This window comes from Streptomyces sp. NPDC046122 (assembly GCF_056429965.1).
This window is the reverse complement of sequence record NZ_JBWKLQ010000004.1, coordinates 556068-578468: the sequence shown is the minus strand read 5'-3', so window position 1 is coordinate 578468 and position 22401 is coordinate 556068. Positions and strand designations below refer to the sequence as shown.

Genomic DNA, 22401 nt, shown 5'->3' with positions numbered 1-22401 from the left:
GGAGGAATCGAAATGGCACGTGCGGTCGGCATCGACCTGGGCACCACTAACTCCGTCGTCAGCGTTCTGGAGGGCGGCGAGCCCACCGTCATCACCAACGCCGAAGGCGCCAGGACCACGCCGTCCGTCGTCGCTTTCGCGAAGAACGGTGAGGTGCTGGTAGGCGAGGTTGCCAAGCGCCAGGCGGTCACCAACGTCGACAGGACGATCCGGTCGGTCAAGCGCCACATGGGCACCGACTGGAACATCGAGCTCGACGGCAAGAAGTTCAACCCGCAGCAGATGAGCGCCTTCATCCTGCAGAAGCTCAAGCGCGACGCCGAGGCGTACCTGGGCGAGAAGGTGGCCGACGCGGTCATCACCGTTCCGGCGTACTTCAACGACTCCGAGCGTCAGGCGACGAAGGAGGCCGGCGAGATCGCGGGCCTCAACGTCCTGCGCATCGTCAACGAGCCGACCGCCGCCGCCCTGGCGTACGGCCTCGACAAGGACGACCAGACGATCCTCGTCTTCGACCTCGGTGGCGGCACCTTCGACGTGTCGCTCCTGGAGATCGGCGACGGCGTCGTCGAGGTGAAGGCCACCAACGGTGACAACCACCTCGGTGGTGACGACTGGGACCAGCGCGTCGTCGACTACCTCGTGAAGCAGTTCCACTCCGGCCACGGTGTGGACCTCTCCAAGGACAAGATGGCTCTCCAGCGTCTCCGCGAGGCCGCGGAGAAGGCGAAGATCGAGCTGTCGTCCTCCACCGAGACGTCGATCAACCTCCCCTACATCACCGCGTCGGCCGAGGGCCCGCTGCACCTGGACGAGAAGCTCACGCGCTCGCAGTTCCAGCAGCTGACCGCCGACCTGCTGGAGCGCTGCAAGACGCCGTTCCACAACGTCATCAAGGACGCGGGCATCCAGCTCTCCGAGATCGACCACGTCGTTCTCGTCGGTGGCTCGACCCGTATGCCGGCCGTCGCCGAGCTCGTCAAGGAGCTCACGGGCGGCCAGGACGCCAACAAGGGTGTGAACCCGGACGAGGTCGTCGCCATCGGCGCCTCGCTCCAGGCCGGTGTCCTCAAGGGTGAGGTCAAGGACGTCCTGCTCCTCGACGTCACGCCCCTGTCTCTGGGTATCGAGACCAAGGGCGGCATCATGACGAAGCTCATCGAGCGCAACACGACGATCCCGACCAAGCGCTCCGAGATCTTCACGACGGCCGAGGACAACCAGCCGTCCGTGCAGATCCAGGTCTACCAGGGCGAGCGCGAGATCGCGGCGTACAACAAGAAGCTCGGCATGTTCGAGCTGACGGGCCTGCCGCCGGCCCCGCGCGGCGTCCCGCAGATCGAGGTCGCCTTCGACATCGACGCCAACGGCATCATGCACGTCGCCGCCAAGGACCTCGGCACCGGCAAGGAGCAGAAGATGACCGTCACCGGTGGCTCCTCGCTCCCGAAGGACGAGGTCAACCGGATGCGCGAAGAGGCCGAGAAGTACGCGGACGAGGACCACAAGCGCCGCGAGGCCGCCGAGACGCGCAACCAGGCCGAGCAGCTCGTCTACCAGACGGAGAAGTTCCTCAAGGACAACGAGGACAAGGTCCCGGGCGACGTGAAGACCGAGGTGGAGACCGCCGTCGCCGAGCTGAAGGAAAAGCTCGCCGGTGAGGACACCGCCGAGATCCGCACGGCCACCGAGAAGGTCGCGGCCGTCTCGCAGAAGCTCGGCCAGGCCATGTACGCCAACGCCGAGGGCGCTCAGGCCGCGGGCGGCGACGCTCCCGGCGCCGAGCAGGCCAAGGCGGACGACGACGTGGTCGACGCCGAGATCGTCGACGACGAGAAGGACGCCGGCCGTCAGGGAGGCGCCGCATGACGGAGGAGACTCCGGGCTTCGAGGAGAAGCCCGACGTCCCTTCCGGCGCCACTCCCGAAGACGCCGAACCGAAGGCCGCCGCGCCCGAAACGGCGGGGACCGACTCCGTCGCGGAGTCGGGCCCGGCGGCCCCGGCCGGGGACGTACAGGACGTCGCTCTGACGGCGCAGCTGGACCAGGCCCGCATGGCGCTCAACGAGCGCACCGCGGACCTCCAGCGGCTCCAGGCGGAGTACCAGAACTACCGTCGCCGCGTGGAGCGGGACCGGGTCACGGTCAAGGAGATCGCTGTGGCGAACCTCCTGAGCGAACTCCTCCCGACCCTCGACGACATCGGCCGCGCACGGGAGCACGGCGAGCTGGTGGGCGGGTTCAAGTCGGTGGCCGAATCGCTGGAGACGGTCGCCGCCAAGATGGGCCTGCAGCAGTTCGGCAAGGAGGGCGAGCCCTTCGACCCGACGATCCACGAGGCGCTGATGCACTCGTACGCGCCGGACGTCGACGAGACCACGTGCGTCGCGATCCTCCAGCCCGGATACCGGATCGGCGAGCGGACCATCCGTCCGGCGCGGGTCGCGGTGGCAGAGCCCCAGCCCGGCGCCACGCCCGCCAAGGCGGACGAGCCCGAGGCCAAGGCTCCGGACGAGGAGAGCGGTGGCCCGGACGAGGGCTGACGTGACCAGGAGCAGTACACGGAACAGCAGGAAGGAGGGACGTCGGGGATGAGCACGAAGGACTTCGTCGAGAAGGACTACTACAAGGTTCTCGGCGTCCCGAAGGACGCCACCGAGGCCGAGATCAAGAAGGCGTACCGGAAGCTCGCCCGCGAGTTCCACCCGGACGCCAACAAGGGCGACGCCAAGGCGGAGGACCGCTTCAAGGAGATCTCCGAGGCGAACGACGTCCTCGGTGACCCCAAGCGGCGCAAGGAGTACGACGAAGCGCGTGCTCTGTTCGGGAACGGCGGCTTCAGGCCGGGCCCGGGCGCCGGTGGCGGCACCTTCAACTTCGACCTGGGCGACCTCTTCGGAGGCGCCCAGGGCGGGGCCCAGACCGGCGGCGCCGGCGGGTTCGGCGGCGGCCTCGGGGACGTGTTCGGGGGCCTGTTCAACCGGGGCGCCGACCCGGGCGCGCGTACGGGTACGCAGCCGCGCCGCGGCCAGGACATCGAGTCCGAGGTGACGCTCAGCTTCACCGAGGCGGTCGACGGGGCCACGGTCCCGCTGCGGATGTCCAGCCAGGCGCCCTGCAAGGCGTGTTCCGGCACGGGCGACAAGAACGGCACACCCCGCGTGTGCCCGACCTGCGTCGGTACGGGACAGGTGTCGCGCGGCGGCGGTGGCGGCTTCTCGCTCACCGACCCGTGCGTCGACTGCCGGGGCCGCGGGCTCATCGCCCAGGACCCCTGCGAGGTGTGCAAGGGCAGCGGCCGTGCCAAGTCGTCGCGGACCATGCAGGTCCGGATCCCGGCGGGCGTCTCCGACGGCCAGCGGATCCGGCTGCGCGGCAAGGGCACAGCCGGCGAACGGGGCGGCCCGGCGGGCGACCTGTACGTCGTGGTCCACGTGGACGCCCACCCGGTCTTCGGCCGCAAGGGCGACAACCTCACCGTCACCGTGCCCGTCACCTTCGTGGAGGCGGCGCTCGGCGGCGAGGTGAAGGTCCCCACGCTGGGCGGCCCGCCCGTCACCCTCAAGCTGCCGGCCGGCACGCCGGGCGGCCGCACCATGCGCGCCCGGGGCAAGGGCGCGGTCCGCAAGGACGGCACCCGCGGCGACCTGCTGGTCACCGTGGAGGTCGAGGTGCCCAAGGACCTTGACGACAAGGCCCGCGAGGCGCTGGAGTCCTACCGTGAGGCGACCGCCGGGGAGGACCCGCGGGCGGAGCTGTTCCAGGCCGCGAAGGGAGCATGAGATGGACCCACGCATGCGTCGTAACCCGTACCAGCTGACCGACGAGACGCCTGTGTACGTCATCTCGGTAGCGGCCCAGCTCTCGGGTCTGCACCCGCAGACCCTGCGGCAGTACGACCGTCTCGGCCTGGTCTCTCCCGACCGCACGGCCGGGCGCGGCCGGCGCTACTCGGCCCGCGACATCCAGCTGCTGCGCCAGGTGCAGCAGTTGTCGCAGGACGAGGGCATCAACCTGGCCGGCATCAAGAGGATCATCGAGCTGGAGAACCAGGTGACCGCGCTCCAGCAGCGCGTGGCCGAACTCTCCACGGCGGTGGAGGGCGCGGCGGCCGCGCTTCAGCAGCGCGAGGCCCAGGTCCACGCGTCGTACCGGCGCGACCTCGTCCGGTACGAGGACGTGCAGCAGGCGAGCGCGCTGGTCGTCTGGCGGCCGAAGAGGTCCTCGGAGTAGCTCCGTTCGGCACGCGAAGGCCCGGCATCCCGTGAGCGGGGCGCCGGGCCTTCCGCCGTCCCCGGGCGCTCCGGCGCGCCGCGGAGCCCCGGTCGGCGGTGGGGGAAGAGAGTCGCAGGCATGGGGGAAGGCGCAGACTGTACCGGTGCCTCGTACGGACCTACGTGACCTTCAGGCCAACTTGCGACAGGCTCGGTCCGGCGGAGCCGACGGCTGCGGAGCGGACCGGGGGCACCCGGGGCCGGCCGGTCAGTGGTCCTGGTCCAGGATGCCCGACTGGGCGATGAGGTAGCCGAGTTGGGCGCGGCTTCCGCTGCCGAGGGTGGCGGCGAGCTTGGCGATGTGGGCACGGGCGGTCCGCACGTTCATGCCGAGCCGGCGGGCGATGGCCTCGTCGACGTACCCCTCGACGAGGAGCTTGGCTATCGAGCGCTGGACGCCGGATATTCCGTCGGGCGTGTGGTCGTAGGAGACCCGCTCCTGGAGGGGGACGCCGCGCTGCCAGAACTGCTCGAAGACGGTGGCGAGGTACTCGACCAGGCCGGGGTGGCGCAGCTCCAGGGCGACTTGGCGGTCGTCCCGCGCGGGGATGAAGGCGACCGTACGATCGAAGATCATGAGCCGCTCGATGAGCTGCTCCAGGGTGCGGATCTCGACCTTGCCCTCGGCCATGCGCTCCGCGTACGCGAGCGTGCCCTGGCTGTGCCGGACGGTGTGCTGGTACAGCGTGCGCATGCTGATGCCGCGGTTGATGAGCGCCTGGCCGCGCTCCAGCGCCGCGTTGAGGGCGTGTTCGCTGCGTCCGCCGCCCGGCTGGACGGTGAGCACTTCGGTGTGGCACTCGGCCGTGGCGAGGTCTATGGCCGCATTGATGCGGTTGATCCCCTCCAGCACGGTGATCGCGTGGGTGGTCGGAGGGTCCTGTGCGCTGATGGCCAGGAACGGCTCAAAAGAATCGGTGAGTTCGATGGAGAAGTGCCGCCGCTCGCGGATTTCGCGTTCGATCGGGTGCAGCCGCTGCGCCAGTGCCGCGGACGGCGGAACCGGGCGCAGCCAGTTGGCGTCGTCCGGGTCCGGGTGCAGCAGGGCGAATTCGATGAGGCAGGGGGCCGGTGCCACCTCGGTGCGCGCGATGCGGCCGGTGCGCAGCGCACCGGCGTAGAGGCGCCTTCCCTCGTCACAAAAATCGGTGACAGCATGGGGATGTGCCTGATTTGAGTCACTTGCGGCCATAACTCCACCCCCCAGGGTCCTGAACGTGCAGGAACATGATGCATCGACCCAGTGGTGTTGACGTGGCCGAATAGGCCATGGTCTTGGTGCGGGGAGAGAAGAAACCCTTCAAGTGAGGACGAAGCCGACCATGTACAAGAGAATGCTTCGCTCGGTGCTTGCCACTGCTTTCACAGCCGGGCTGGCCCTCGGCGCTGCGACGACCATGGACCTCGCCTGGGACAGCAAGCCGGCGGGAGGCGGCGTGGTCGGCGCGCAGTCCGAAGCGCCGCCAGACCTCGGCTGGGACGCCGCGCCGGCCAAGTCGGACGTATGACCGTTCCACCGGACGACCGCACCTTCAGGCGCGAAATGGCCACCGCCTACCGCTCGGGCTGGCACTTCATCGATCTGGTCACGGCCATTCCCCACCGTGGCGACTCGCTGATGGTCACCCTGTTCGGCGAGCCGATCCTGGTCGCGCGTGAAGAGGATGAGGACGTCCGTGCCTACCGGTGCCTGCGCAAGCCCCGGGGCGCCCCGCAACCTGTTCGCTGTGCCGTGCGCTACGGCATGGTCTTCGTCAATCTCGACCAGCGTGACCACCAGCTGATCGAGCCCGAAACCAGCACCGCCACCCCCCGCAGCGCCTGACGCGATTCCCCCGTCGTTCCAATCGCCCAGGCGCTCCCCCACACAGCGGCGCCATCGTGGACCTGAACACGATGGCGCCGCTGTGCTGCGTCCGGACCCGCGGGCCCCCGGGCGGCCCGGGCCCCGGCCGGTCAGGCCGTGCTCGGGGCGCGGCCCATCGCGCGCTCCAGCGTGATCTCGATCAGGACGCGGTTCGGGTTCGGCGCCGGCGTGCGCCCGTACCGCTCGGCGTAGCGGCGCACCGCCTCCGCGATCAGCTCCGGTTCCGTGCGGACGGTCGCGCGCCCTTCGAGCGTCGCCCAGTGGCCGCCCTTCACCTGGCAGACGGCGACCCGGGCGCCCTGCTCTCCCGCGGCCAGCACGTTGGCGACCTTCGTGCTGCTCTTGTTGGTGATCACGCGGGCGATCCCCGCCTCGGGGTCGTACGTCACGCCGACCGGTACCACGTGCGGCGAACCGTCCGGGCGCAGGGTTGTCAGCGTGCACAGGTGGTACTCGCGCCAGAAGGCGAGGTAGTCCGGGCTGGGATTCCGTACGTCGAGGTCGTTGGCCATGGCGCCAGGGTAACCGCGCTGTCTTTTCTTGCCTTGAGTGGAATAGACTCAACTTTGCGTATGCTGAACAAGTCATGGCTGAGGAAGCAGTACGCCCGCCGAGGAGGAACGAGCGCAGTGGACGCAGAGCTGACCAACAAGAGCCGGGACGCCATCCAGTCGGCGAGCAACCGGGCCGTCAAGGACGGGCACGCGGATCTCACCCCCGCCCACCTGCTGCTGGCCCTGCTCGCGGGCGAGGACAACGCCAACATCACCGACCTGCTGGCCGCCGTGGACGCGGACCAGGCGGCCGTGCGCGCCGGGACCGAACGCGTACTCGCCGCGCTCCCCAGCGTGACGGGGTCCACCGTCGCCCCACCGCAGCCCAACCGCGAGATGCTCGCGGTCATCGCCGACGCCTCGCAGCGGGCGAAGGAGCTGGGCGACGACTACCTCTCCACCGAGCACCTGCTCATCGGCATCGCGGCCAAGGGCGGCAAGGCCGGCGACGTACTGTCGCAGGAGGGCGCGAGCGCCGCGAAACTGCTGGAGACGTTCGAGAAGATCAGGGGAGGACGCCGGGTGACCACCGCCGACCCGGAGGGCCAGTACAAGGCCCTGGAGAAGTTCGGCACCGACTTCACGGCGGCCGCGCGCGACGGCAAGCTGGACCCGGTCATCGGCCGTGACCAGGAGATCCGGCGCGTCGTGCAGGTCCTGTCGCGGCGTACGAAGAACAACCCCGTGCTCATCGGCGAGCCCGGCGTCGGCAAGACCGCCGTCGTCGAGGGCCTCGCCCAGCGCATCGTCAAGGGCGACGTCCCGGAGAGCCTGAAGAACAAGCGGCTCGTCGCGCTCGACCTCGGCGCGATGGTGGCGGGCGCCAAGTACCGCGGCGAGTTCGAGGAGCGGCTGAAGACCGTCCTCTCCGAGATCAAGGAGAGCGACGGGCAGATCATCACCTTCATCGACGAGCTGCACACCGTCGTCGGCACCGGCGCCGGCGGCGACTCCGCCATGGACGCGGGCAACATGCTCAAGCCCATGCTGGCCCGTGGCGAGCTGCGCATGGTCGGCGCGACGACCCTCGACGAGTACCGGGAGCGGATCGAGAAGGACCCCGCCCTGGAGCGCCGCTTCCAGCAGGTGCTGGTCGCCGAGCCGACCGTCGAGGACACCATCGCGATCCTCCGCGGCCTCAAGGGGCGGTACGAGGCCCACCACAAGGTGCAGATCGCGGACTCCGCGCTGGTGGCCGCCGCGGCCCTCTCCGACCGGTACATCACCTCCCGCTTCCTGCCCGACAAGGCCATCGACCTCGTCGACGAGGCGGCCTCGCGGTTGCGCATGGAGATCGACTCCTCGCCGCTGGAGATCGACGAACTCCAGCGTGCCGTCGACCGGCTGAAGATGGAGGAGCTCGCGCTCAAGAACGAGTCCGACCCGGCGAGCAAACAGCGCCTGGAGAAGCTCCGGCGCGACCTCGCCGACAAGGAGGAGGAGCTGCGCGGCCTCAACGCCCGCTGGGAGAAGGAGAAGCAGGGCCTCAACCGCGTCGGTGAGCTGAAGGAGAAACTCGACGACCTGCGCGGCCAGGCGGAGCGCGCCCAGCGCGACGGCGACTTCGACACCGCCTCCAAGCTGCTGTACGGCGAGATCCCCGGCCTGGAGCGCGAGCTGGAGGAGGCCGCGGCGGCCGAGGCCGAGGTCCGTACCGACACCATGGTCAAGGAGGAGGTCGGGCCCGACGACATCGCCGACGTGGTGGGCGCCTGGACCGGCATCCCCGCCGGACGCCTCCTGGAGGGCGAGACGCAGAAGCTGCTGCGCATGGAGGACGAGCTCGGCAGGCGGCTGATCGGCCAGCACGAGGCGGTGCGCGCGGTCTCGGACGCCGTACGCCGCACCCGCGCGGGCATCGCCGACCCCGACCGCCCGACCGGCTCGTTCCTCTTCCTCGGCCCGACCGGCGTCGGCAAGACCGAGCTGGCGAAGGCGCTCGCCGACTTCCTCTTCGACGACGAGCGGGCCATGGTCCGCATCGACATGAGCGAGTACGGCGAGAAGCACAGCGTCGCGCGGCTGGTCGGCGCTCCGCCCGGTTACGTCGGCTACGAGGAGGGCGGCCAGCTCACGGAGGCGGTCCGCCGCCGCCCGTACAGCGTCGTACTCCTCGACGAGGTCGAGAAGGCCCACCCCGAGGTCTTCGACATCCTGCTCCAGGTGCTCGACGACGGCCGCCTCACGGACGGCCAGGGGCGCACGGTCGACTTCCGCAACACCATCCTCGTCCTGACGTCGAACCTCGGCAGCCAGTACCTCGTCGAGCCGCTGACCAGCGCGGAAGTGAAGAAGGAGCAGGTCCTGGAGACCGTGCGGGCCTCCTTCAAGCCCGAGTTCCTCAACCGCCTCGACGACCTGGTCGTCTTCTCGGCCCTCTCCGGGGACGAGCTGGCGCACATCGCCGAGCTCCAGATCGGCCGGCTGGCCCAGCGCCTCGCCGACCGGCGCCTCACCCTCGACGTCACCCCGCAGGCGCTGGCCTGGCTGGCGGACAAGGGCAACGACCCGGCGTACGGGGCCCGGCCGCTGCGCCGCCTCATCCAGACGGCGATCGGCGACCGGCTCGCCAAGGAGATCCTGGCGGGCGAGGTCACCGACGGGGACACGGTCCGGGTGGACCGGTCCGAGGACGGTCTGACCGTGGGGCGCGCCGAGTAGGCGGTCTGGTGCGGGTTCAGCGCAGGGCGAAGGACCCGCACCCGCTTTCGCGACTAGGGTCGATGTCAGGCAGCCACGCGAAGATTCCACACGCGAAAACCCAGGAGTATCCAAAATGTCTATCGACCCGTCCTCGATCCCGAACTTCGGGGGCCAGCCCGAACCGCAGCCCGAAGGGCCCGCCGGCCCCGTCGTCCCCGACCAGGACCTCGTCAAGCAGCTGCTGGAGCAGATGGAGCTGAAGTACGTCGTCGACGACGAGGGCGACCTCGCCGCACCGTGGGAGGAATTCCGTACGTACTTCATGTTCCGTGGCGAGGACGACCAGCAGGTCTTCTCGGTACGGACCTTCTACGACCGGCCGCACCAGATCGAGGAGAAGGTCCAGCTCCTCGAACTGATCGACGACTGGAACCGCCGCACGCTGTGGCCCAAGGTCTACAGCCACACCCACGACGACGGCACCGTCCGTCTCATCGGTGAGGCGCAGATGCTGATCGGCACCGGCGTCAGCCTCGAACACTTCGTCTCCTCGACGGTCGGCTGGGTCCGCGCCTCGATCGAGTTCGACAAGTGGCTCGTCGAGCAGCTCGGCCTGGAGAAGGACGTCGACTCCGCCGAGGGCGAGGACGACGGCGAGGCCTGAGCCCCGCGCGTCAGCACGGCACCGGGGCGACCGGCACCGGACACGCCGCGCAGCCCGGCGACAGCCCGGCCCGGGCGGCGGTCACCACGACCGCTGTCCTCGGCCGGGCTATCGCCGTCCCGGGCCCGGAGGGCCACCCCGTACGGCTCGGCGCTACCGCGCACCGGCCAGAGCCTTGAGGCGGGCCGCCGCGTCCTGAAGCACCTCGGTCCTCTTGCAGAACGCGAAGCGGACGAACGGGGCTCCCTGCTCACGGTGGTCGTAGAAGACCGCGTTCGGGATGGCCACCACCCCGCACCGCTCCGGCAGCGCGCGGCAGAACGCGAAGCCGTCGCTCTCGCCCAGCGGGCGGATGTCCGTGGTGACGAAGTACGTGCCGGCCGGGCGGTAGACCTCGAAGCCGGCGTCGGCGAGCCCCGCGGACAGCAGGTCCCGCTTGGCGCGCAGGTCCTCGCGCAGGGCGGTGAAGTACGTGGCGGGCAGGCGCAGCGCCTCGGCGACGGCGTACTGCAAGGGCCCGCCCGACACGTACGTCAGGTACTGCTTCGCACTGCGCACGGCCGTGACCAGGGCGGGGGACGCGGTGACCCAGCCGATCTTCCACCCCGTGAAGGAGAACGTCTTGCCCGCTGAGGAGATCGTGACCGTGCGCTCCCGCATGCCCGGGAACGACGCGAGCGGCAGGTGCTCGCCGTCGAAGACCAGGTGCTCGTACACCTCGTCGGTGACGACCAGCAGGTCGCGCTCGACCGCCAGCTCGGCGACGGCGGCCAGTTCCGCGCGGGTGAGGACGGTGCCGGTGGGGTTGTGCGGGGTGTTGAGGAGGATGAGGCGGGTGCGAGGGGTGACGGCGGCGCGGAGTTCGTCGAGGTCGAGCACGTACCGGCCCGCGCGGGGGCGCAGCGTCACCGGTACGCGCGTGCCGCCCGCGAGGGCGATGCAGGCGGCGTACGAGTCGTAGTACGGCTCCAGGGCGACGACCTCGTCGCCGGGCTCCAGCAGGGCCAGGAGGGACGCCGCGATCGACTCGGTGGCGCCGGCGGTGACGAGGACCTCGGTGTCCGGGTCGTACGACAGGCCGTAGCGGCCGAGCTGGTGCTCGGCGACGGCGGTCCGCAGCTCGGGGACGCCGGGGCCGGGCGGGTACTGGTTGCCGCGTCCGTCGCGCAGCGCGCGGACCGCCGCCTCCCTGACCACCTCGGGGCCGTCGGTGTCGGGGAAGCCCTGCCCGAGGTTGATCGCGCCGGTCTTCTGGGCCAGCGCCGACATCTCGGCGAAGATCGTCGTCCCGAACTCCGCCAGCCTGCGGTTGAGCAGGGGGCGGGGGTGCGGCTGCGGGCGGGAGCCGGGGCCCGGGCGGTCGTCCCGGCCGGGGGCGTCGTGCTCTGGCGGCGTCGTCATGGCGGCCATCCTGGGCCGAAGCTCTGGAGTTGCTCAAGTCGGCTTTCGTTTGCGACGGCCGAGGGCATCCCCCAGTCACACGAGAAGCGAGCACCTCGCTTCGGGGGAACAAAGGGACGGTGGGGGGCATGACGTTCGTGCTGATCGCTCTGGTGGTACTGGTGATCGTGGGGCTGACGGTGCTCGCGGGCAGCCGCGGCGGACGGCGGACCCGCAAGAGCGGGGGGAGCTGGTGGGAGGGCAGCCACCACGGCTCTTCCTCCTCGTCGGGCTCGTCGTGCGGTGGCGGCTCCTCCTGCGGGGGCGGTGGCGGCTGCGGCGGGGGGGGCGACTGACACGGGGCAGTCGCCCCCGCCCGGCAGAGTGGCGCCGTAGGTGCGCGGCGCGCGGGGAGGCGCGTTTCCGCGCGTCACAACAGCACCGTTTCACGCGTCCGGACCATGCGCCCGGCGGGTTAACTCCCGTCGGGCGCATTGTCGTTGAACAGGTGAACCGTGCAGCCCCCGAGGGGATGGAAACCACTCCAAGTTGGGTAAAAACGCTGTGAGTCCAGCGCGCTTCATGATTCCCTCGCTGTCGAGACAACAGCCCTCGTACCCCCATGTGGACCCGAGCAGGCGGTCCCCGAATCTCCTCGACCCCACCCCCCGGGTGACCCCGGTCCACCATTCCAAACGCCTGTCTGCGGAGCCCACTCATGCTCACGACCATCAAGACTGCCTACACCGACACGCGCGCCGCCGATCTCGCCTGGGCGCTGGGGCGCGAGCCGCTGCCGGCCCTGGCCGTACTCGATCTCCAACTCGACGGTGTCGCGCTCCAGTTGAGGCTCCTCGGCGCCTCTCATCAAGTGCTCCTCGAGGAGGGTGAAAGCCTCTGCTCCGAGACGGTCGCCTGTATGCCGGGGAGCAGTACGCCGCTGCCCCTCGGGGTGGCGAAGAAGCTCGGCGAATGGGAGTACGAATTCGCCGCACGGGTCGAGACGCTCACGCGCGGCCAGTTCGCTGGGCGGGCGCAGGAACTGCTCGCCCTGGTCGCCGACCACCCCAACAGCCTGGCGGGAACGTTCCCGGGCAGTCCGCACGCCTTCACCGCGATGCTGGCCCAGAGATGCGAGGGGCAGGTGCGGTGGCGCACCTGGCACGCGTACCCCCAGGAGGGGCAGTTGGTGGCTACGCGATCACGGGTCGGCGTGCGTATGCCTGTTGCCCGCTAGTTGCACCCGTGTGGGTGACGGATGGTGCGTCCTGTGTGACGTAGCGTTCGCATGGTGATCGATTCGCCTGTGTCGCTGTCGGCTCCGGAAGCTCCGGCAGCCCTGCCCGTGCGGCCGCGGACCGGCCGGTTCCTGGTGCTCGGGGTGGTGTTCGTCTGCGCCGCGTGCGGACTCGTGTACGAGCTGGAACTGGTCGCCCTCGCTTCGTACTTGATCGGCGACTCGGTCACCCAGGCGTCCGTGGTGCTGTCCGTGATGGTCTTCGCGATGGGTCTCGGGTCGCTGCTCGCCAAGCGGCTGCGGTGCCGCGCGGCCGTGGGTTTCGGCCTGCTGGAGGCCGCGCTGGCGCTGGTGGGCGGCGGCTCGGCGCTGGTGCTCTACGCGACGTTCGCCTGGGTCGGCGGCGCGCGGTACGCGCTGGTCGGCTTCTCGCTGACGATCGGCGTGCTCATCGGCGCCGAGATCCCGCTGCTCATGACGCTGATCCAGCGGGTGTCCCGGCGCGGGGAGCGCCGGGACACCAGCGGCGACGTGGCGGATCTCTTCGCCGCGGACTACGTCGGGGCACTGGTCGGCGGGCTGGCGTTCCCGTTCCTCCTGCTGCCGCTGCTGGGCCAGTTGACGGGTGCGCTGCTCACCGGCGCGGTCAACGCGGTGGCGGGCGGCGCGCTGGTGCTGTGGCTGTTCCGGCGCGAGCTGACCCGGCGCGAGCGGTGGCTGCTGGTGGTGGTGAACGCGGTGGTGCTGGCGCTGCTCGCCACCGCGACCGCCCTCGTCGGCGACTTCGAGCGCGCGGCGCGGCGGGCGGTGTACGGGGAGCGGGTGCGGGTCGCCGTGCAGACCGACCTGCAGGAGATCGTCGTCACCGGCGCTTCCGGCGGTCCGCTCGATCTCTTCCTCGACGGGCGGCTGCGGGTGAGCGGCCGCGACGAGCACCGGTACCACGAGGCGCTGGTGCATCCCGCGATGCGCGGCCCCCACGCGCGGGTGGCGATCCTCGGCGGCGGTGACGGCCTCGCGGCCCGCGAGGTGCTGCGCTATCCGGGGGTGGAGTCGGTCACGGTGGTCGAGCTGGACCCGGCCGTGGTCGAGCTGGCCCGTACGGACCCCGCCCTGACGGCGCTCAACGGCGGGGCGCACCGCGACCCCCGGCTGCGCGTCGACACCGCCGACGCGTTCACCTGGCTGCGCGAGCAGGGGCGGGGCGGGCGGCCGTACGACGTGGTGATCTCGGACCTGCCCGACCCCGGCATCACCCCGAGCACCAAGCTGTACTCGCAGGAGTTCTACGGGCTGGCCTCGCGCGTCCTCGCGGGCGGCGGGCGCCTGGTCGTACACGCGGGGCCGCAGGCGACGCGGCCGAGGGTCTACTGGACGGTCGAGGCGACGCTGCGGGCGGCGGGGCTGCGGACGCGTCCCTACCGTGCAACGGGCCGCCTCTCCGGGTTCACGGCGGGGCCCGACCGGGCGTCGGGCGCGTCCCGGGCGCCGCACGACTGGGGCTTCGTACTGGCCGCGCGGGACGCGCTCCCCGGTCTGGGGCTCGCGGCCGACGTGCCCCGGCTGCGGTCCCTGTCGCCGGCGGTCCTGCGGTCGGCCGAGCGGGCGGCGGAGGGGACCCGGCTGGCGGGGGTGCGTCCGTCGACCCTGGTGCATCCGCGCTACACGAACTGAGCCCGGGGACGGCCCCGCCGCGCACCCCGCCCCGACGGACGTCACCTGAGATTCTGCGGCGGATCGCGGCGCCGATTCCTCGCAGACACGGGTGCATGACGGGTGTGCGTGAGTAGGCTCGGTTCCCATGGAGCATGAGGTGTTCGTTCCGGTTCCGGCTGAGGCCCTCCGACGCGTGCTGGGGGACCCCGCCCGGGTGGCGCGCTGCGTACCCGGGCTCCAGCAGGATGCCGACGAGGCGTCCGGGCCGCTCGCCGGGCGGCTGAAGGTCCGCATCGACGGTCACACCATCACCTACCGGGGCGCCCTCCGGATCACCGGACGGCCGGACGGCGACTTCGCCGTGGCGGGCGAGAGCACGGAGGCACGCGGCTCCGGCGGGGTGGAGCTGGCACTGACGGTGCGCCTGACGGAGACCGACGACGGTACGACGGTGACGTACACGGGGACGGCGAGCGGCGAGGGCCGCATCGCGGAGCTCGACGCGCAGGCGACGCTGTCCGCGGCCCAGCGGCTGCTGGAGCGCTTCACCACCCGGCTGGCGGACGCGGCGGCCGAGGACGACGAGGCCGGGGCCGAAGAGGCCGAAACGGCTGACGGCTCCCGGCAGTCGGTCTTCGACACGCAGGTGCCGCCGCCGTCGCTGGACCCCCTGGCCGAGGTGCCGGAGATCCCCGACGACCTGGCCGACGTGCCCGAGGTGCCCTCGCCGACGGAACCGCCGGCCGAGGCGGCCCACGCGCGGCGCACGATGATCGGGCGCAGCGCAGAGGAGGTCGATCACGCGCCGCCGCGCGGGCGTTACGCCCCGGTCCCCGCGCCGCAGTCGACGTCGACGACCGACACGCTGCGCTGGATCGCCCCGGCGGCGGCGCTCGCGCTGGCGTCGGCGGTGGTGGTGGGCCGGGTGCTGCGCCGCAGACGCTGAGTCCCCGCCCCGCGACGCCCCTTGTGCGCGCCCCGCCGGGCGGCGGACCCGTAGGGTCGGCATGTGAGCACCCAAGAGACACGTCTGGCGGCGGGCGACGCCGAGCTGACCATCGCCCAGGACAACGGCTGCCGCATCACCGGCCTGAGCATCGGCGGCACCGAACTGCTGCGTCAGGGGGAGCGGTACGGCTGCTTCCCGATGGTGCCGTGGTGCGGCCGGCTGAACCACGGCAGGTTCCTCAACGGCGCGACGACGCATCAGCTGCCGCTCAACTCGCCGCCCCACGCCATCCACGGCACGGGCCGCGACGCCGCCTGGCACACCGCACGGGTGGAGAAGAGCGAGGCCGCGTTCACGTACGACCTCGCCGACCCGTGGCCGTACCCGGGCCGGGTCACCCAGGCGTTCGGCCTCGCCGAGGACTCCCTCACCCTGACAATGGGGATCGAGACGTACGGCGACTCCTTCCCCGCGCAGGCCGGCTGGCACCCCTGGTTCCTCCGCAACCTCGGAGGCGCGGACGACCAGGACGTCGTGATCGACTTCGTCCCGGCCTGGCAGGAGGAGCGGGGCGACGACCACCTCCCGACCGGTCGGCGCGTCCCTCCCCGCCCCGGCCCGTGGGACGACTGCTTCGGGATGCCGGACGGCGTGGACGTCACGCTCACCTGGCCCGGGCAGCTCGAACTGAAGGTGACCAGCCGCGCCGAGTGGGTCGTGGTGTACGACGAGCAGGCCGAAGCGGTGTGCGTGGAGCCGCAGTCGGGGCCGCCCAACGGTCTCAACACGATGCCCCGGTTCGTGACACCCATCGAGCCGCTGGAGATCGAGACCATCTGGACCTGGCGGCGGCTTTAAGCTCATGGCATGACTGACGTACGTGGTGAGCTGCTCCAGCAGATCAAGGACAAGGCCGTGGTGCACGGCAAGGTGACCCTGTCTTCGGGGATCGAGGCCGACTGGTACATCGACCTGCGCCGGATCACGCTGGACGGCGAGGCCGCGCCGATGGTCGGCCAGGTGATGCTCGACGCCACCGCCGATCTCGACTACGACTGCGTGGGCGGCCTGACGCTGGGCGCCGACCCGGTGGCCACCTCCATGCTGCACGCCTCCGCCGCGCGGGGTCAGCGGCTGGACGCCTTCGTCGTACGCAAGGCGGGCAAGGCGCACGGCATGCAGCGCCGCATCGAGGGCGCCGACGTCAAGGGCCGCCGCTGCCTCGTCGTCGAGGATGTCTCGACCACCGGCGGCTCGCCGCTGACCGCCGTCGAGGCGGTCCGTGAAGCGGGCGGCGAGGTCGTCGGCGTCGCCGTGATCGTGGAGCGGGGCGCGGCTCCGAAGATCGCGGAGGCCGGGCTGACGTACGTCAATGCCTACTCCCTGGAGGAGCTCGGCCTCGCCTAGTACGCGCGGGCACCCGGGCTGACCTGGGCCTTTCGTCAAGGGCGGACTGTTTCACGTGAAACAGTCCGCCCTTCGCGCAGGTACGGGCCGTGCGCCCTGTGGAGTCGCGGCGAGGATCTGGAAAGATGGGGGCGACGATGACGTCGCCCCCAGGTCAGGGCCCAGCACCACACACCCGCACGTCATAAGGAGCGGACAGATGCCCATCGCAACCCCCGAGGTCTACAACGAGATGCTCGACCGGGCGAAGGCAGGCAAGTTCGCCTACCCGGCCATCAACGTGACCTCGACCCAGACCTTGCACGCGGCACTGCGCGGTTTCGCGGAGGCCGAGAGCGACGGCATCATCCAGATCTCCACCGGCGGCGCCGAGTTCCTCGGTGGCCAGTACGCCAAGGACATGGTGTCCGGCGCGGTCGCCCTGGCGGAGTTCGCCCACATCGTGGCCGAGAAGTACCCGGTGACCGTCGCGCTGCACACGGACCACTGCCCCAAGGACAAGCTGGACACGTACGTACGTCCGCTGATCGACGTGTCCGCCGAGCGCGTCGCCAAGGGTCAGAACCCGCTCTTCCAGTCCCACATGTGGGACGGCTCGGCCGAGACCCTCGCCGACAACCTGGCCATCGCCCAGGAGCTGCTCGCGAAGGCCGCCGCCGCGAAGATCATTCTCGAGGTCGAGATCACCCCCACCGGCGGCGAGGAGGACGGCGTCTCGCACGAGATCAACGACGAGCTCTACACGACCGTCGACGACGCGCTGCGCACCGCCGAGGCCCTCGGCCTGGGCGAGAAGGGCCGCTACCTGCTGGCCGCCTCGTTCGGCAACGTGCACGGCGTCTACAAGCCGGGCAACGTCGTGCTCCGCCCCGAGCTGCTCAAGGACCTCCAGGCGGGCGTCGCCGAGAAGTACGGCAAGGCATCGCCGTTCGACTTCGTCTTCCACGGCGGCTCGGGCTCCACGGCCGAGGAGATCGCCACCGCGCTGGAGAACGGCGTCGTGAAGATGAACCTCGACACCGACACGCAGTACGCCTTCACCCGCCCGATCGCGGACCACATGTTCCGCAACTACGACGGCGTCCTGAAGGTCGACGGCGAGGTCGGCTCGAAGAAGACGTACGACCCGCGTACCTGGGGCAAGCTGGCCGAGGCGTCGATGGCCCAGCGCGTGACCGAGGCGTGCGCGAACCTGCGCTCGACCGGCACCAAGGTCAAGTAACACCGGACCGCGCGCCAGGGCCCGCCGCCGGATCCCCGGATCCGGTGGCGGGCCCTTCGCGTGCCCGCCGCGTCCCGGTGGGCCGCCCGCGGGGCCGGCTCGGCGCTCCGCCGCCAGGCCGGGCGGTGCCTGGTCGCCCGCGCCTCCTCGAGTAGCCCGCGGGGGCGCGAGCCGGGAGGATGCCCGCATGGACCTTCGGCTGTCCTCCGCCCGGGGCCGGTGGGTCGTGCTCACCACCGTGCTCGGGTCCGCCATGGCGATGCTGGACTCCACCGTCGTCAACGTCGCCCTGCCGCGGATCGGGGAGGACCTGGACGCCGACCTCGCGGCCCTGCAGTGGATCGTCAACGCCTACATGCTCACGCTCGCCGGGCTGATTCTGCTCGGCGGCGCCCTCGGCGACCGGTTCGGGCGGCGGAAGGTCTTCGTGATCGGCGTGGTGTGGTTCGCGGTGGCCTCGCTGCTGTGCGGTCTCGCGCCGAACGCCGGGATCCTGATCGCCGCGCGCGCCCTCCAGGGCGTCGGCGGGGCCCTCCTCACGCCCGGCTCCCTCGCGCTCATCCAGGCGTCCTTCCACCCGGACGACCGGGCACGGGCCGTGGGGGTCTGGTCCGGGCTCGGCGGCGTCGGCGCGGCCGCCGGGCCCTTCCTGGGCGGCTGGCTGGTGGACGGGCCGGGCTGGCGGTGGGTGTTCCTGCTGAACGTGCCGCTGGCCGCGCTCTGTGTCCCCGTCGCGCTGCGGCACGTACCGGAGTCGCGGGATCCGCGGGCGCACGGCCGGTTCGACGTGCTCGGCGCCGTGCTCGCGGCGGCGGCCCTGGGGCTCGTGACGTACGCGCTGATCGCGGCGCCGGAGCAGGGCCCGTCGGCGGTGGTGGTCGGCTCCGCGGTCGCCGGGGTCGTCCTCGGGGCGCTGTTCCTGTACGTCGAGAAGCGGCGGCCCGATCCGATGATGCCGCTGACGCTGTTCGCGTCCCGGCAGTTCACCGCGGTCAACGCCGTGACGCTGTGCGTCTACGCCGCCTTCAGTGGCTTCTTCTTCCTCACCGCCCTGCAGTTGCAGGTCGTGGTGGGTTACTCCGCCCTCCAGGCCGGTACGGCGCTGCTGCCCACCACCGTGCTCATGCTCTTCCTGTCCGCGAAGTCCGGCGAACTGGGCCGGCGGATCGGCCCGCGCCTGCCGCTCACCGTCGGGCCGCTGCTGTGCGCGGCCGGGACGCTGCTCATGCTGCGGGTGGGGGAGGGAGCGTCGTACGTCGCCGACGTGCTGCCCGCGATGCTGGTGATGGGCGCGGGCATGGTGACGCTGGTCGCCCCGCTCACGGCGACGGTCCTCGCGTCCGTGGACACCGGGCGGGCGGGGATGGCCAGCGGCATCAACAACGCGGCCGCGCGCGCGGCCGGCCTGGTCGCGGTGGCGGCGTTGCCGCTGCTGGCGGGGATGGGCCCGGAAGCGTACCGGTCGGCGGCGGAGTTCGGGGCGACGTTCCGCCGGGCGCTGCCGATGTGCGCGGGCGTGCTGGTGCTCGGCGCGGTGATCGCCTGGGCGACGGTGCGCTCGCCCCGGCCCGACGCCTGCGCCCCGCAGTCCCGCGTCAACTGCCCGCTGTCCGCGCCGCCGCTGGAGGAACCGGTGGAGGGCCGCGGGGAGGCGTACGGGAAGGCCCGCGGCGAGGCGTGACGGAGAAGCCCCGCGTCCCGGGAACCCGGCCCGCTCCCCGGCCGCTCGGGGTTCGCCATCCGGTGCGCCGCCCGGACCACCCGGCCCCCGGGGCGCCCGGACCACCCGCCCCCGGGCGCCCCGAACCACCCGCCCCGGGCCGCCCGCCCCCCGCGTGCCGCCCCAACGTGCCGCCCGGACCCCGGGGAGGGGGCAGACTTGGGGCATGGCCATTCACAAAGACCTGCTCGGGGGACCGCCCCCGACCCACCTGCCCGACGACCCGGAGCCGCGCGAGCTGCTCGGACACGGCACCGCGCCGACCGACGTCGCCGCGAAGTACCCCTCGTCCTCGCTCGCCTGGGCCCAGCTCGCCGACGAGGCGTTCGAGAACGGCCGGGTGATCGAGTCGTACGCCTACGCCCGCACCGGCTACCACCGCGGCCTGGACGCTCTGCGCCGCGCAGGCTGGAAGGGCCACGGCCCCGTGCCGTGGGAGCACGAGCCGAACCGCGGATTCCTGCGCGCGCTGCACGCGCTCGCCCGCGCCGCGCAGTCGATCGGCGAGCAGGAGGAGTACGAGCGCTGCTCGACGTTCCTGCGGGACTCGTCCCCCGCGGCGGCCGACACCCTCGGCTGAGCCGGCGCAGGTCACAGGGGTGGGAGGCCCGTGCCACACGGCACGGGCCTCCCGCGTCGCGCGACGACCTCTTATGATGCCGGGAAGGGACCGGGGCTCCGTAGCCACAAGGAAGGGGCGGACCGCTACCTGCAAGCTCGTGTCGAGGAGACAGCGATGTCGCAACACCCCGATGCCCCCGGTGCAGGTTCGGACACCCCGAACCTCGACTTCGCGGGCACCACTCCCTACGAGGACTACGTCCAGGCGGACGTCCTCACCCACCTCCAGCACACCCTCTCGGACGATCCGGGAGAGATGGTGTTCCTGGTGACGACCCAGGTCATGGAGCTGTGGTTCACCGTCATCGTCCATGAGTGGGAGACCGCCGCGAAGGCGCTCCGCGAGGACGACCTGACGGTCGCGACGGACGCGCTCAAGCGTTCCCTGCGCGAACTGGAGGCGCTCAACGCCTCCTGGCGGCCGCTCGCCCACCTCACCCCCGCCCAGTTCAACTCGTACCGCAGCGCGCTCGGCGAGGGCTCCGGCTTCCAGTCCGCGATGTACCGGCGGATGGAGTTCCTGCTCGGCGACAAGTCCGCCTCGATGCTCGTCCCGCACCGCGGCGCCCCGCGCGTGTACGCCGAGCTGGAGAAGGCGCTGCACGAGCCGAGCCTGTACGACGAGACGCTGCGGCTGCTCGCCCGGCGCGGCCTGCCGGTGCCCGCGTCCGTGCTGGACCGCGACCTGTCCCAGAAGTACGAGCCCTCCGCCGAGGTCGAGGCGGTCTGGACCGAGCTGTACCAGGGCGACCAGAACGCTGAACTCGTGCGCCTGGGCGAGCTGCTGACCGACGTCGGCGAGCTGGTGTGGCGCTGGCGCAACGACCACCTCGTCGCGACCCGCCGCGCCATGGGCTCCAAGGTCGGCACCGGCGGCTCCGCCGGCGTGGCCTGGCTGGAGAAGCGCGCCACCAAGAACGTCTTCCCCGAGCTGTGGACGGCGCGCAGCCATGTCTGACGTCCTGAACGATCTGCAGCGCCGCGCCGCCGCGCTCGACGCCGCCGACGCGCTCGCCAAGCACCGCGACCTGTTCGCGCTCGACGACGCCGACACCGTGTACCTGGACGGCAACTCGCTCGGCGCCCTGCCCCGCCACGTACCGGAGCGAATAGCCGACGTCGTCACCCGCCAGTGGGGCGAGCTGCGCATCCGCTCCTGGGGCGTGAGCGGCTGGTGGACCGCGCCGGAGCGGATCGGCGACCGGATCGCCCCGCTCGTGGGCGCCGCCCCGGGCCAGGTCGTGGTGGGCGACTCGACCAGCGTCAACGTGTTCAAGGCGGTCGTGGGCGCGGCCCGGCTGGCGCCCGAGTCCCGGGACGAGATCCTCGTCGACGCCTCGACCTTCCCGACGGACGGTTACATCGCCGAGTCCGCCGCCCGGATGACGGGCCGCCGGATCGTCTCCGTCGCCCCCGGAGACCTGCGCGCCGCCCTCGGCCCGCGTACCGCCGTGGCGCTCGTCAACCACGTCGACTATCGCACCGGCCGCCGGCACGACCTGCCCGGCCTCACCGCCGCCGCCCACGAGGCCGGGGCGCTGGCCGTCTGGGACCTGTGCCACAGCGCGGGCGCGCTGCCGGTCGGGCTCGACGACCACGGCGTCGACTTCGCCGTCGGCTGCACGTACAAGTACCTGAACGGCGGCCCCGGTTCGCCCGCCTACCTGTACGTCGCCGAACGCCACCAGGGAGCCTTCGACTCCCCGCTGCCGGGCTGGAACTCGCACAGCGACCCCTTCGGCATGACGCCCGGCTACGCGCCGGCCGACGGCGCGGCGCGGGGCCGGGTCGGCACCCCCGACATCCTGTCGATGCTGGCGCTCGAAGCCGCGCTCGACGTGTGGGACGGGGTCCGGATCGAAGACGTACGCGAGAAGTCACTCGCCCTGACGGACTTCTTCCTGGAGTGCGTGGAGACGTACGTCGCCCCCGGCCGGGTCACCTCGGTGACCCCGGCCGCGCACGCGGAGCGGGGCAGCCAGGTCTCGCTGCGGTGCGAGGCGGGGGACGACGCGGACGCGGTGATGCGGGAGCTGATCGCACGCGGTGTGGTGGGCGACTTCCGCCGCCCCGACGTGCTCCGGTTCGGCTTCACCCCGCTCTACGTCGGCTTCGCGGACGCGGAGCGGGCGGCGCGCGTCCTGGGCGACGTCATGGCCGGGAGCTGAGCGGGAACCAGGCAGGTCCGGAGCGGGCCACGGAGGCGG

General features: G+C 71.6%; 22 protein-coding genes. 19 read left to right on the top strand and 3 right to left on the bottom strand.

Features of this window, described 5'->3' with window-relative positions:
- The first annotated feature begins 12 nt into the window (after positions 1 to 12).
- Genes dnaK through AC07FK_RS15800 form a run of 4 tightly spaced genes read left to right on the top strand, consistent with a single transcriptional unit; the run spans position 13 to position 4233 of the window.
- Positions 13 to 1869 (top strand): molecular chaperone DnaK, encoded by a 1857-nt coding sequence (gene dnaK / locus AC07FK_RS15815; protein WP_479105436.1) that lies wholly within the window; start codon positions 13 to 15, stop codon positions 1867 to 1869.
- Positions 1866 to 2543 (top strand): nucleotide exchange factor GrpE, encoded by a 678-nt coding sequence (grpE, locus tag AC07FK_RS15810; protein WP_479105435.1) that lies wholly within the window; start codon positions 1866 to 1868, stop codon positions 2541 to 2543. The genes dnaK and grpE overlap by 4 nt, the downstream gene beginning before the upstream one ends.
- Positions 2544 to 2591: 48 nt before the next feature.
- The gene (dnaJ, locus tag AC07FK_RS15805; protein ID WP_479105434.1) at positions 2592 to 3782 is read left to right on the top strand and encodes a molecular chaperone DnaJ; all 1191 of its coding nucleotides are present in this window, start codon (positions 2592 to 2594) and stop codon (positions 3780 to 3782) included.
- A gap of 1 nt (position 3783) precedes the next feature.
- The gene (locus AC07FK_RS15800) at positions 3784 to 4233 is read left to right on the top strand and encodes a heat shock protein transcriptional repressor HspR (protein ID WP_479105433.1); all 450 of its coding nucleotides are present in this window, start codon (positions 3784 to 3786) and stop codon (positions 4231 to 4233) included.
- A 249-nt stretch (positions 4234 to 4482) separates the two neighbouring features.
- On the opposite strand, the gene AC07FK_RS15795 is transcribed toward AC07FK_RS15800, so the two are convergent.
- Complete coding sequence (locus AC07FK_RS15795; RefSeq protein WP_479105432.1) at positions 4483 to 5466, bottom strand: helix-turn-helix transcriptional regulator; 984 nt, start codon at positions 5464 to 5466, stop codon at positions 4483 to 4485.
- Positions 5467 to 5620: 154 nt separating this feature from the next.
- Here AC07FK_RS15795 and AC07FK_RS15790 point away from each other — a divergent pair, with 154 nt between their 5' ends.
- Both AC07FK_RS15790 and AC07FK_RS15785 read left to right on the top strand, forming a co-directional pair.
- Positions 5621 to 5782: a hypothetical protein gene (locus AC07FK_RS15790; RefSeq protein WP_479105431.1), complete on the top strand. Its 162-nt coding sequence runs from the start codon at positions 5621 to 5623 to the stop codon at positions 5780 to 5782.
- A complete protein-coding gene (locus tag AC07FK_RS15785) occupies positions 5779 to 6099 on the top strand; it encodes a Rieske (2Fe-2S) protein (protein WP_214909602.1) in 321 nt (106 codons plus the stop codon). Before AC07FK_RS15790 ends, AC07FK_RS15785 begins: the two co-directional genes overlap by 4 nt.
- 131 nt (positions 6100 to 6230) lie before the next feature.
- On the opposite strand, the gene AC07FK_RS15780 is transcribed toward AC07FK_RS15785, so the two are convergent.
- On the bottom strand, positions 6231 to 6653 hold the full coding sequence (locus AC07FK_RS15780; protein ID WP_479105430.1) for a pyridoxamine 5'-phosphate oxidase family protein: 423 nt from the start codon (positions 6651 to 6653) through the stop codon (positions 6231 to 6233).
- 117 nt (positions 6654 to 6770) lie between these two features.
- Between AC07FK_RS15780 and clpB the strand changes: the two genes are divergently transcribed.
- Both clpB and AC07FK_RS15770 read left to right on the top strand, forming a co-directional pair.
- Positions 6771 to 9356, top strand: a complete 2586-nt coding sequence (gene clpB, locus AC07FK_RS15775; protein ID WP_479105429.1) for an ATP-dependent chaperone ClpB — start codon at positions 6771 to 6773, stop codon at positions 9354 to 9356.
- 115 nt (positions 9357 to 9471) lie between these two features.
- The gene (locus AC07FK_RS15770) at positions 9472 to 10002 is read left to right on the top strand and encodes a type III secretion system chaperone family protein (protein ID WP_479105428.1); all 531 of its coding nucleotides are present in this window, start codon (positions 9472 to 9474) and stop codon (positions 10000 to 10002) included.
- Positions 10003 to 10155: 153 nt separating this feature from the next.
- Here the strand turns inward: AC07FK_RS15770 and AC07FK_RS15765 are convergent, their stop codons facing one another.
- Positions 10156 to 11412 carry a pyridoxal phosphate-dependent aminotransferase gene (locus AC07FK_RS15765; RefSeq protein WP_479105427.1) on the bottom strand — a complete coding sequence of 419 codons (1257 nt, stop codon included), beginning with the start codon at positions 11410 to 11412 and terminating at the stop codon, positions 10156 to 10158.
- A gap of 119 nt (positions 11413 to 11531) precedes the next feature.
- On the opposite strand from AC07FK_RS15765, the gene AC07FK_RS15760 reads away from it, so the two are divergent.
- The 11 genes from AC07FK_RS15760 to kynU all read left to right on the top strand — a co-directional run bounded on the left by AC07FK_RS15760 (position 11532) and on the right by kynU (position 22362).
- A complete protein-coding gene (locus AC07FK_RS15760) occupies positions 11532 to 11738 on the top strand; it encodes a hypothetical protein (RefSeq protein WP_479105426.1) in 207 nt (68 codons plus the stop codon).
- A 362-nt stretch (positions 11739 to 12100) separates the two neighbouring features.
- Positions 12101 to 12619 (top strand): DUF2617 family protein, encoded by a 519-nt coding sequence (locus AC07FK_RS15755; protein WP_479105425.1) that lies wholly within the window; start codon positions 12101 to 12103, stop codon positions 12617 to 12619.
- 54 nt (positions 12620 to 12673) lie between these two features.
- Positions 12674 to 14293 (top strand): polyamine aminopropyltransferase, encoded by a 1620-nt coding sequence (locus tag AC07FK_RS15750; RefSeq protein WP_479105424.1) that lies wholly within the window; start codon positions 12674 to 12676, stop codon positions 14291 to 14293.
- A 127-nt stretch (positions 14294 to 14420) separates the two neighbouring features.
- Positions 14421 to 15221: an SRPBCC domain-containing protein gene (locus tag AC07FK_RS15745; protein WP_479105423.1), complete on the top strand. Its 801-nt coding sequence runs from the start codon at positions 14421 to 14423 to the stop codon at positions 15219 to 15221.
- A 63-nt stretch (positions 15222 to 15284) separates the two neighbouring features.
- Positions 15285 to 16082 (top strand): aldose epimerase family protein, encoded by a 798-nt coding sequence (locus tag AC07FK_RS15740; RefSeq protein ID WP_479105422.1) that lies wholly within the window; start codon positions 15285 to 15287, stop codon positions 16080 to 16082.
- Positions 16083 to 16091: 9 nt separating this feature from the next.
- Positions 16092 to 16631, top strand: coding sequence for an orotate phosphoribosyltransferase (pyrE, locus tag AC07FK_RS15735; protein ID WP_479105421.1), 540 nt, complete (start codon positions 16092 to 16094; stop codon positions 16629 to 16631).
- Positions 16632 to 16830: 199 nt separating this feature from the next.
- Entirely contained in the window at positions 16831 to 17853 is a 1023-nt protein-coding gene (gene fbaA, locus AC07FK_RS15730) for a class II fructose-bisphosphate aldolase (RefSeq protein ID WP_479105420.1), read from the top strand.
- Between the two features lie 187 nt (positions 17854 to 18040).
- Complete coding sequence (locus AC07FK_RS15725) at positions 18041 to 19534, top strand: MFS transporter (protein WP_479105419.1); 1494 nt, start codon at positions 18041 to 18043, stop codon at positions 19532 to 19534.
- Positions 19535 to 19739: 205 nt separating this feature from the next.
- Positions 19740 to 20153 carry a DUF3151 domain-containing protein gene (locus AC07FK_RS15720; RefSeq protein ID WP_479105418.1) on the top strand — a complete coding sequence of 138 codons (414 nt, stop codon included), beginning with the start codon at positions 19740 to 19742 and terminating at the stop codon, positions 20151 to 20153.
- Positions 20154 to 20309: 156 nt separating this feature from the next.
- Entirely contained in the window at positions 20310 to 21152 is an 843-nt protein-coding gene (locus tag AC07FK_RS15715) for a tryptophan 2,3-dioxygenase family protein (protein ID WP_479105417.1), read from the top strand.
- Entirely contained in the window at positions 21145 to 22362 is a 1218-nt protein-coding gene (gene kynU, locus AC07FK_RS15710) for a kynureninase (RefSeq protein WP_479105416.1), read from the top strand. The genes AC07FK_RS15715 and kynU overlap by 8 nt, the downstream gene beginning before the upstream one ends.
- Positions 22363 to 22401: the final 39 nt, after the last annotated feature.

What these genes read in the sequence shown, in the direction of transcription:
- AC07FK_RS15785 (WP_214909602.1), top strand. Translation starts at nt 5,779, where the DNA reads ATGACCGTTCCACCGGACGACCGCACCTTCAGGCGCGAAATGGCCACC.
- pyrE (WP_479105421.1), top strand. Translation starts at nt 16,092, where the DNA reads ATGACTGACGTACGTGGTGAGCTGCTCCAGCAGATCAAGGACAAGGCC.
- AC07FK_RS15780 (WP_479105430.1), bottom strand. Translation starts at nt 6,653, where the DNA reads ATGGCCAACGACCTCGACGTACGGAATCCCAGCCCGGACTACCTCGCC.
- dnaK (WP_479105436.1), top strand. Translation starts at nt 13, where the DNA reads ATGGCACGTGCGGTCGGCATCGACCTGGGCACCACTAACTCCGTCGTC.
- AC07FK_RS15765 (WP_479105427.1), bottom strand. Translation starts at nt 11,412, where the DNA reads ATGGCCGCCATGACGACGCCGCCAGAGCACGACGCCCCCGGCCGGGAC.
- AC07FK_RS15715 (WP_479105417.1), top strand. Translation starts at nt 20,310, where the DNA reads ATGTCGCAACACCCCGATGCCCCCGGTGCAGGTTCGGACACCCCGAAC.
- AC07FK_RS15770 (WP_479105428.1), top strand. Translation starts at nt 9,472, where the DNA reads ATGTCTATCGACCCGTCCTCGATCCCGAACTTCGGGGGCCAGCCCGAA.
- AC07FK_RS15745 (WP_479105423.1), top strand. Translation starts at nt 14,421, where the DNA reads ATGGAGCATGAGGTGTTCGTTCCGGTTCCGGCTGAGGCCCTCCGACGC.
- dnaJ (WP_479105434.1), top strand. Translation starts at nt 2,592, where the DNA reads ATGAGCACGAAGGACTTCGTCGAGAAGGACTACTACAAGGTTCTCGGC.
- fbaA (WP_479105420.1), top strand. Translation starts at nt 16,831, where the DNA reads ATGCCCATCGCAACCCCCGAGGTCTACAACGAGATGCTCGACCGGGCG.
- AC07FK_RS15795 (WP_479105432.1), bottom strand. Translation starts at nt 5,466, where the DNA reads ATGGCCGCAAGTGACTCAAATCAGGCACATCCCCATGCTGTCACCGAT.
- AC07FK_RS15800 (WP_479105433.1), top strand. Translation starts at nt 3,784, where the DNA reads ATGGACCCACGCATGCGTCGTAACCCGTACCAGCTGACCGACGAGACG.
- grpE (WP_479105435.1), top strand. Translation starts at nt 1,866, where the DNA reads ATGACGGAGGAGACTCCGGGCTTCGAGGAGAAGCCCGACGTCCCTTCC.
- kynU (WP_479105416.1), top strand. Translation starts at nt 21,145, where the DNA reads ATGTCTGACGTCCTGAACGATCTGCAGCGCCGCGCCGCCGCGCTCGAC.
- AC07FK_RS15725 (WP_479105419.1), top strand. Translation starts at nt 18,041, where the DNA reads ATGGACCTTCGGCTGTCCTCCGCCCGGGGCCGGTGGGTCGTGCTCACC.
- AC07FK_RS15755 (WP_479105425.1), top strand. Translation starts at nt 12,101, where the DNA reads ATGCTCACGACCATCAAGACTGCCTACACCGACACGCGCGCCGCCGAT.
- AC07FK_RS15720 (WP_479105418.1), top strand. Translation starts at nt 19,740, where the DNA reads ATGGCCATTCACAAAGACCTGCTCGGGGGACCGCCCCCGACCCACCTG.
- AC07FK_RS15760 (WP_479105426.1), top strand. Translation starts at nt 11,532, where the DNA reads ATGACGTTCGTGCTGATCGCTCTGGTGGTACTGGTGATCGTGGGGCTG.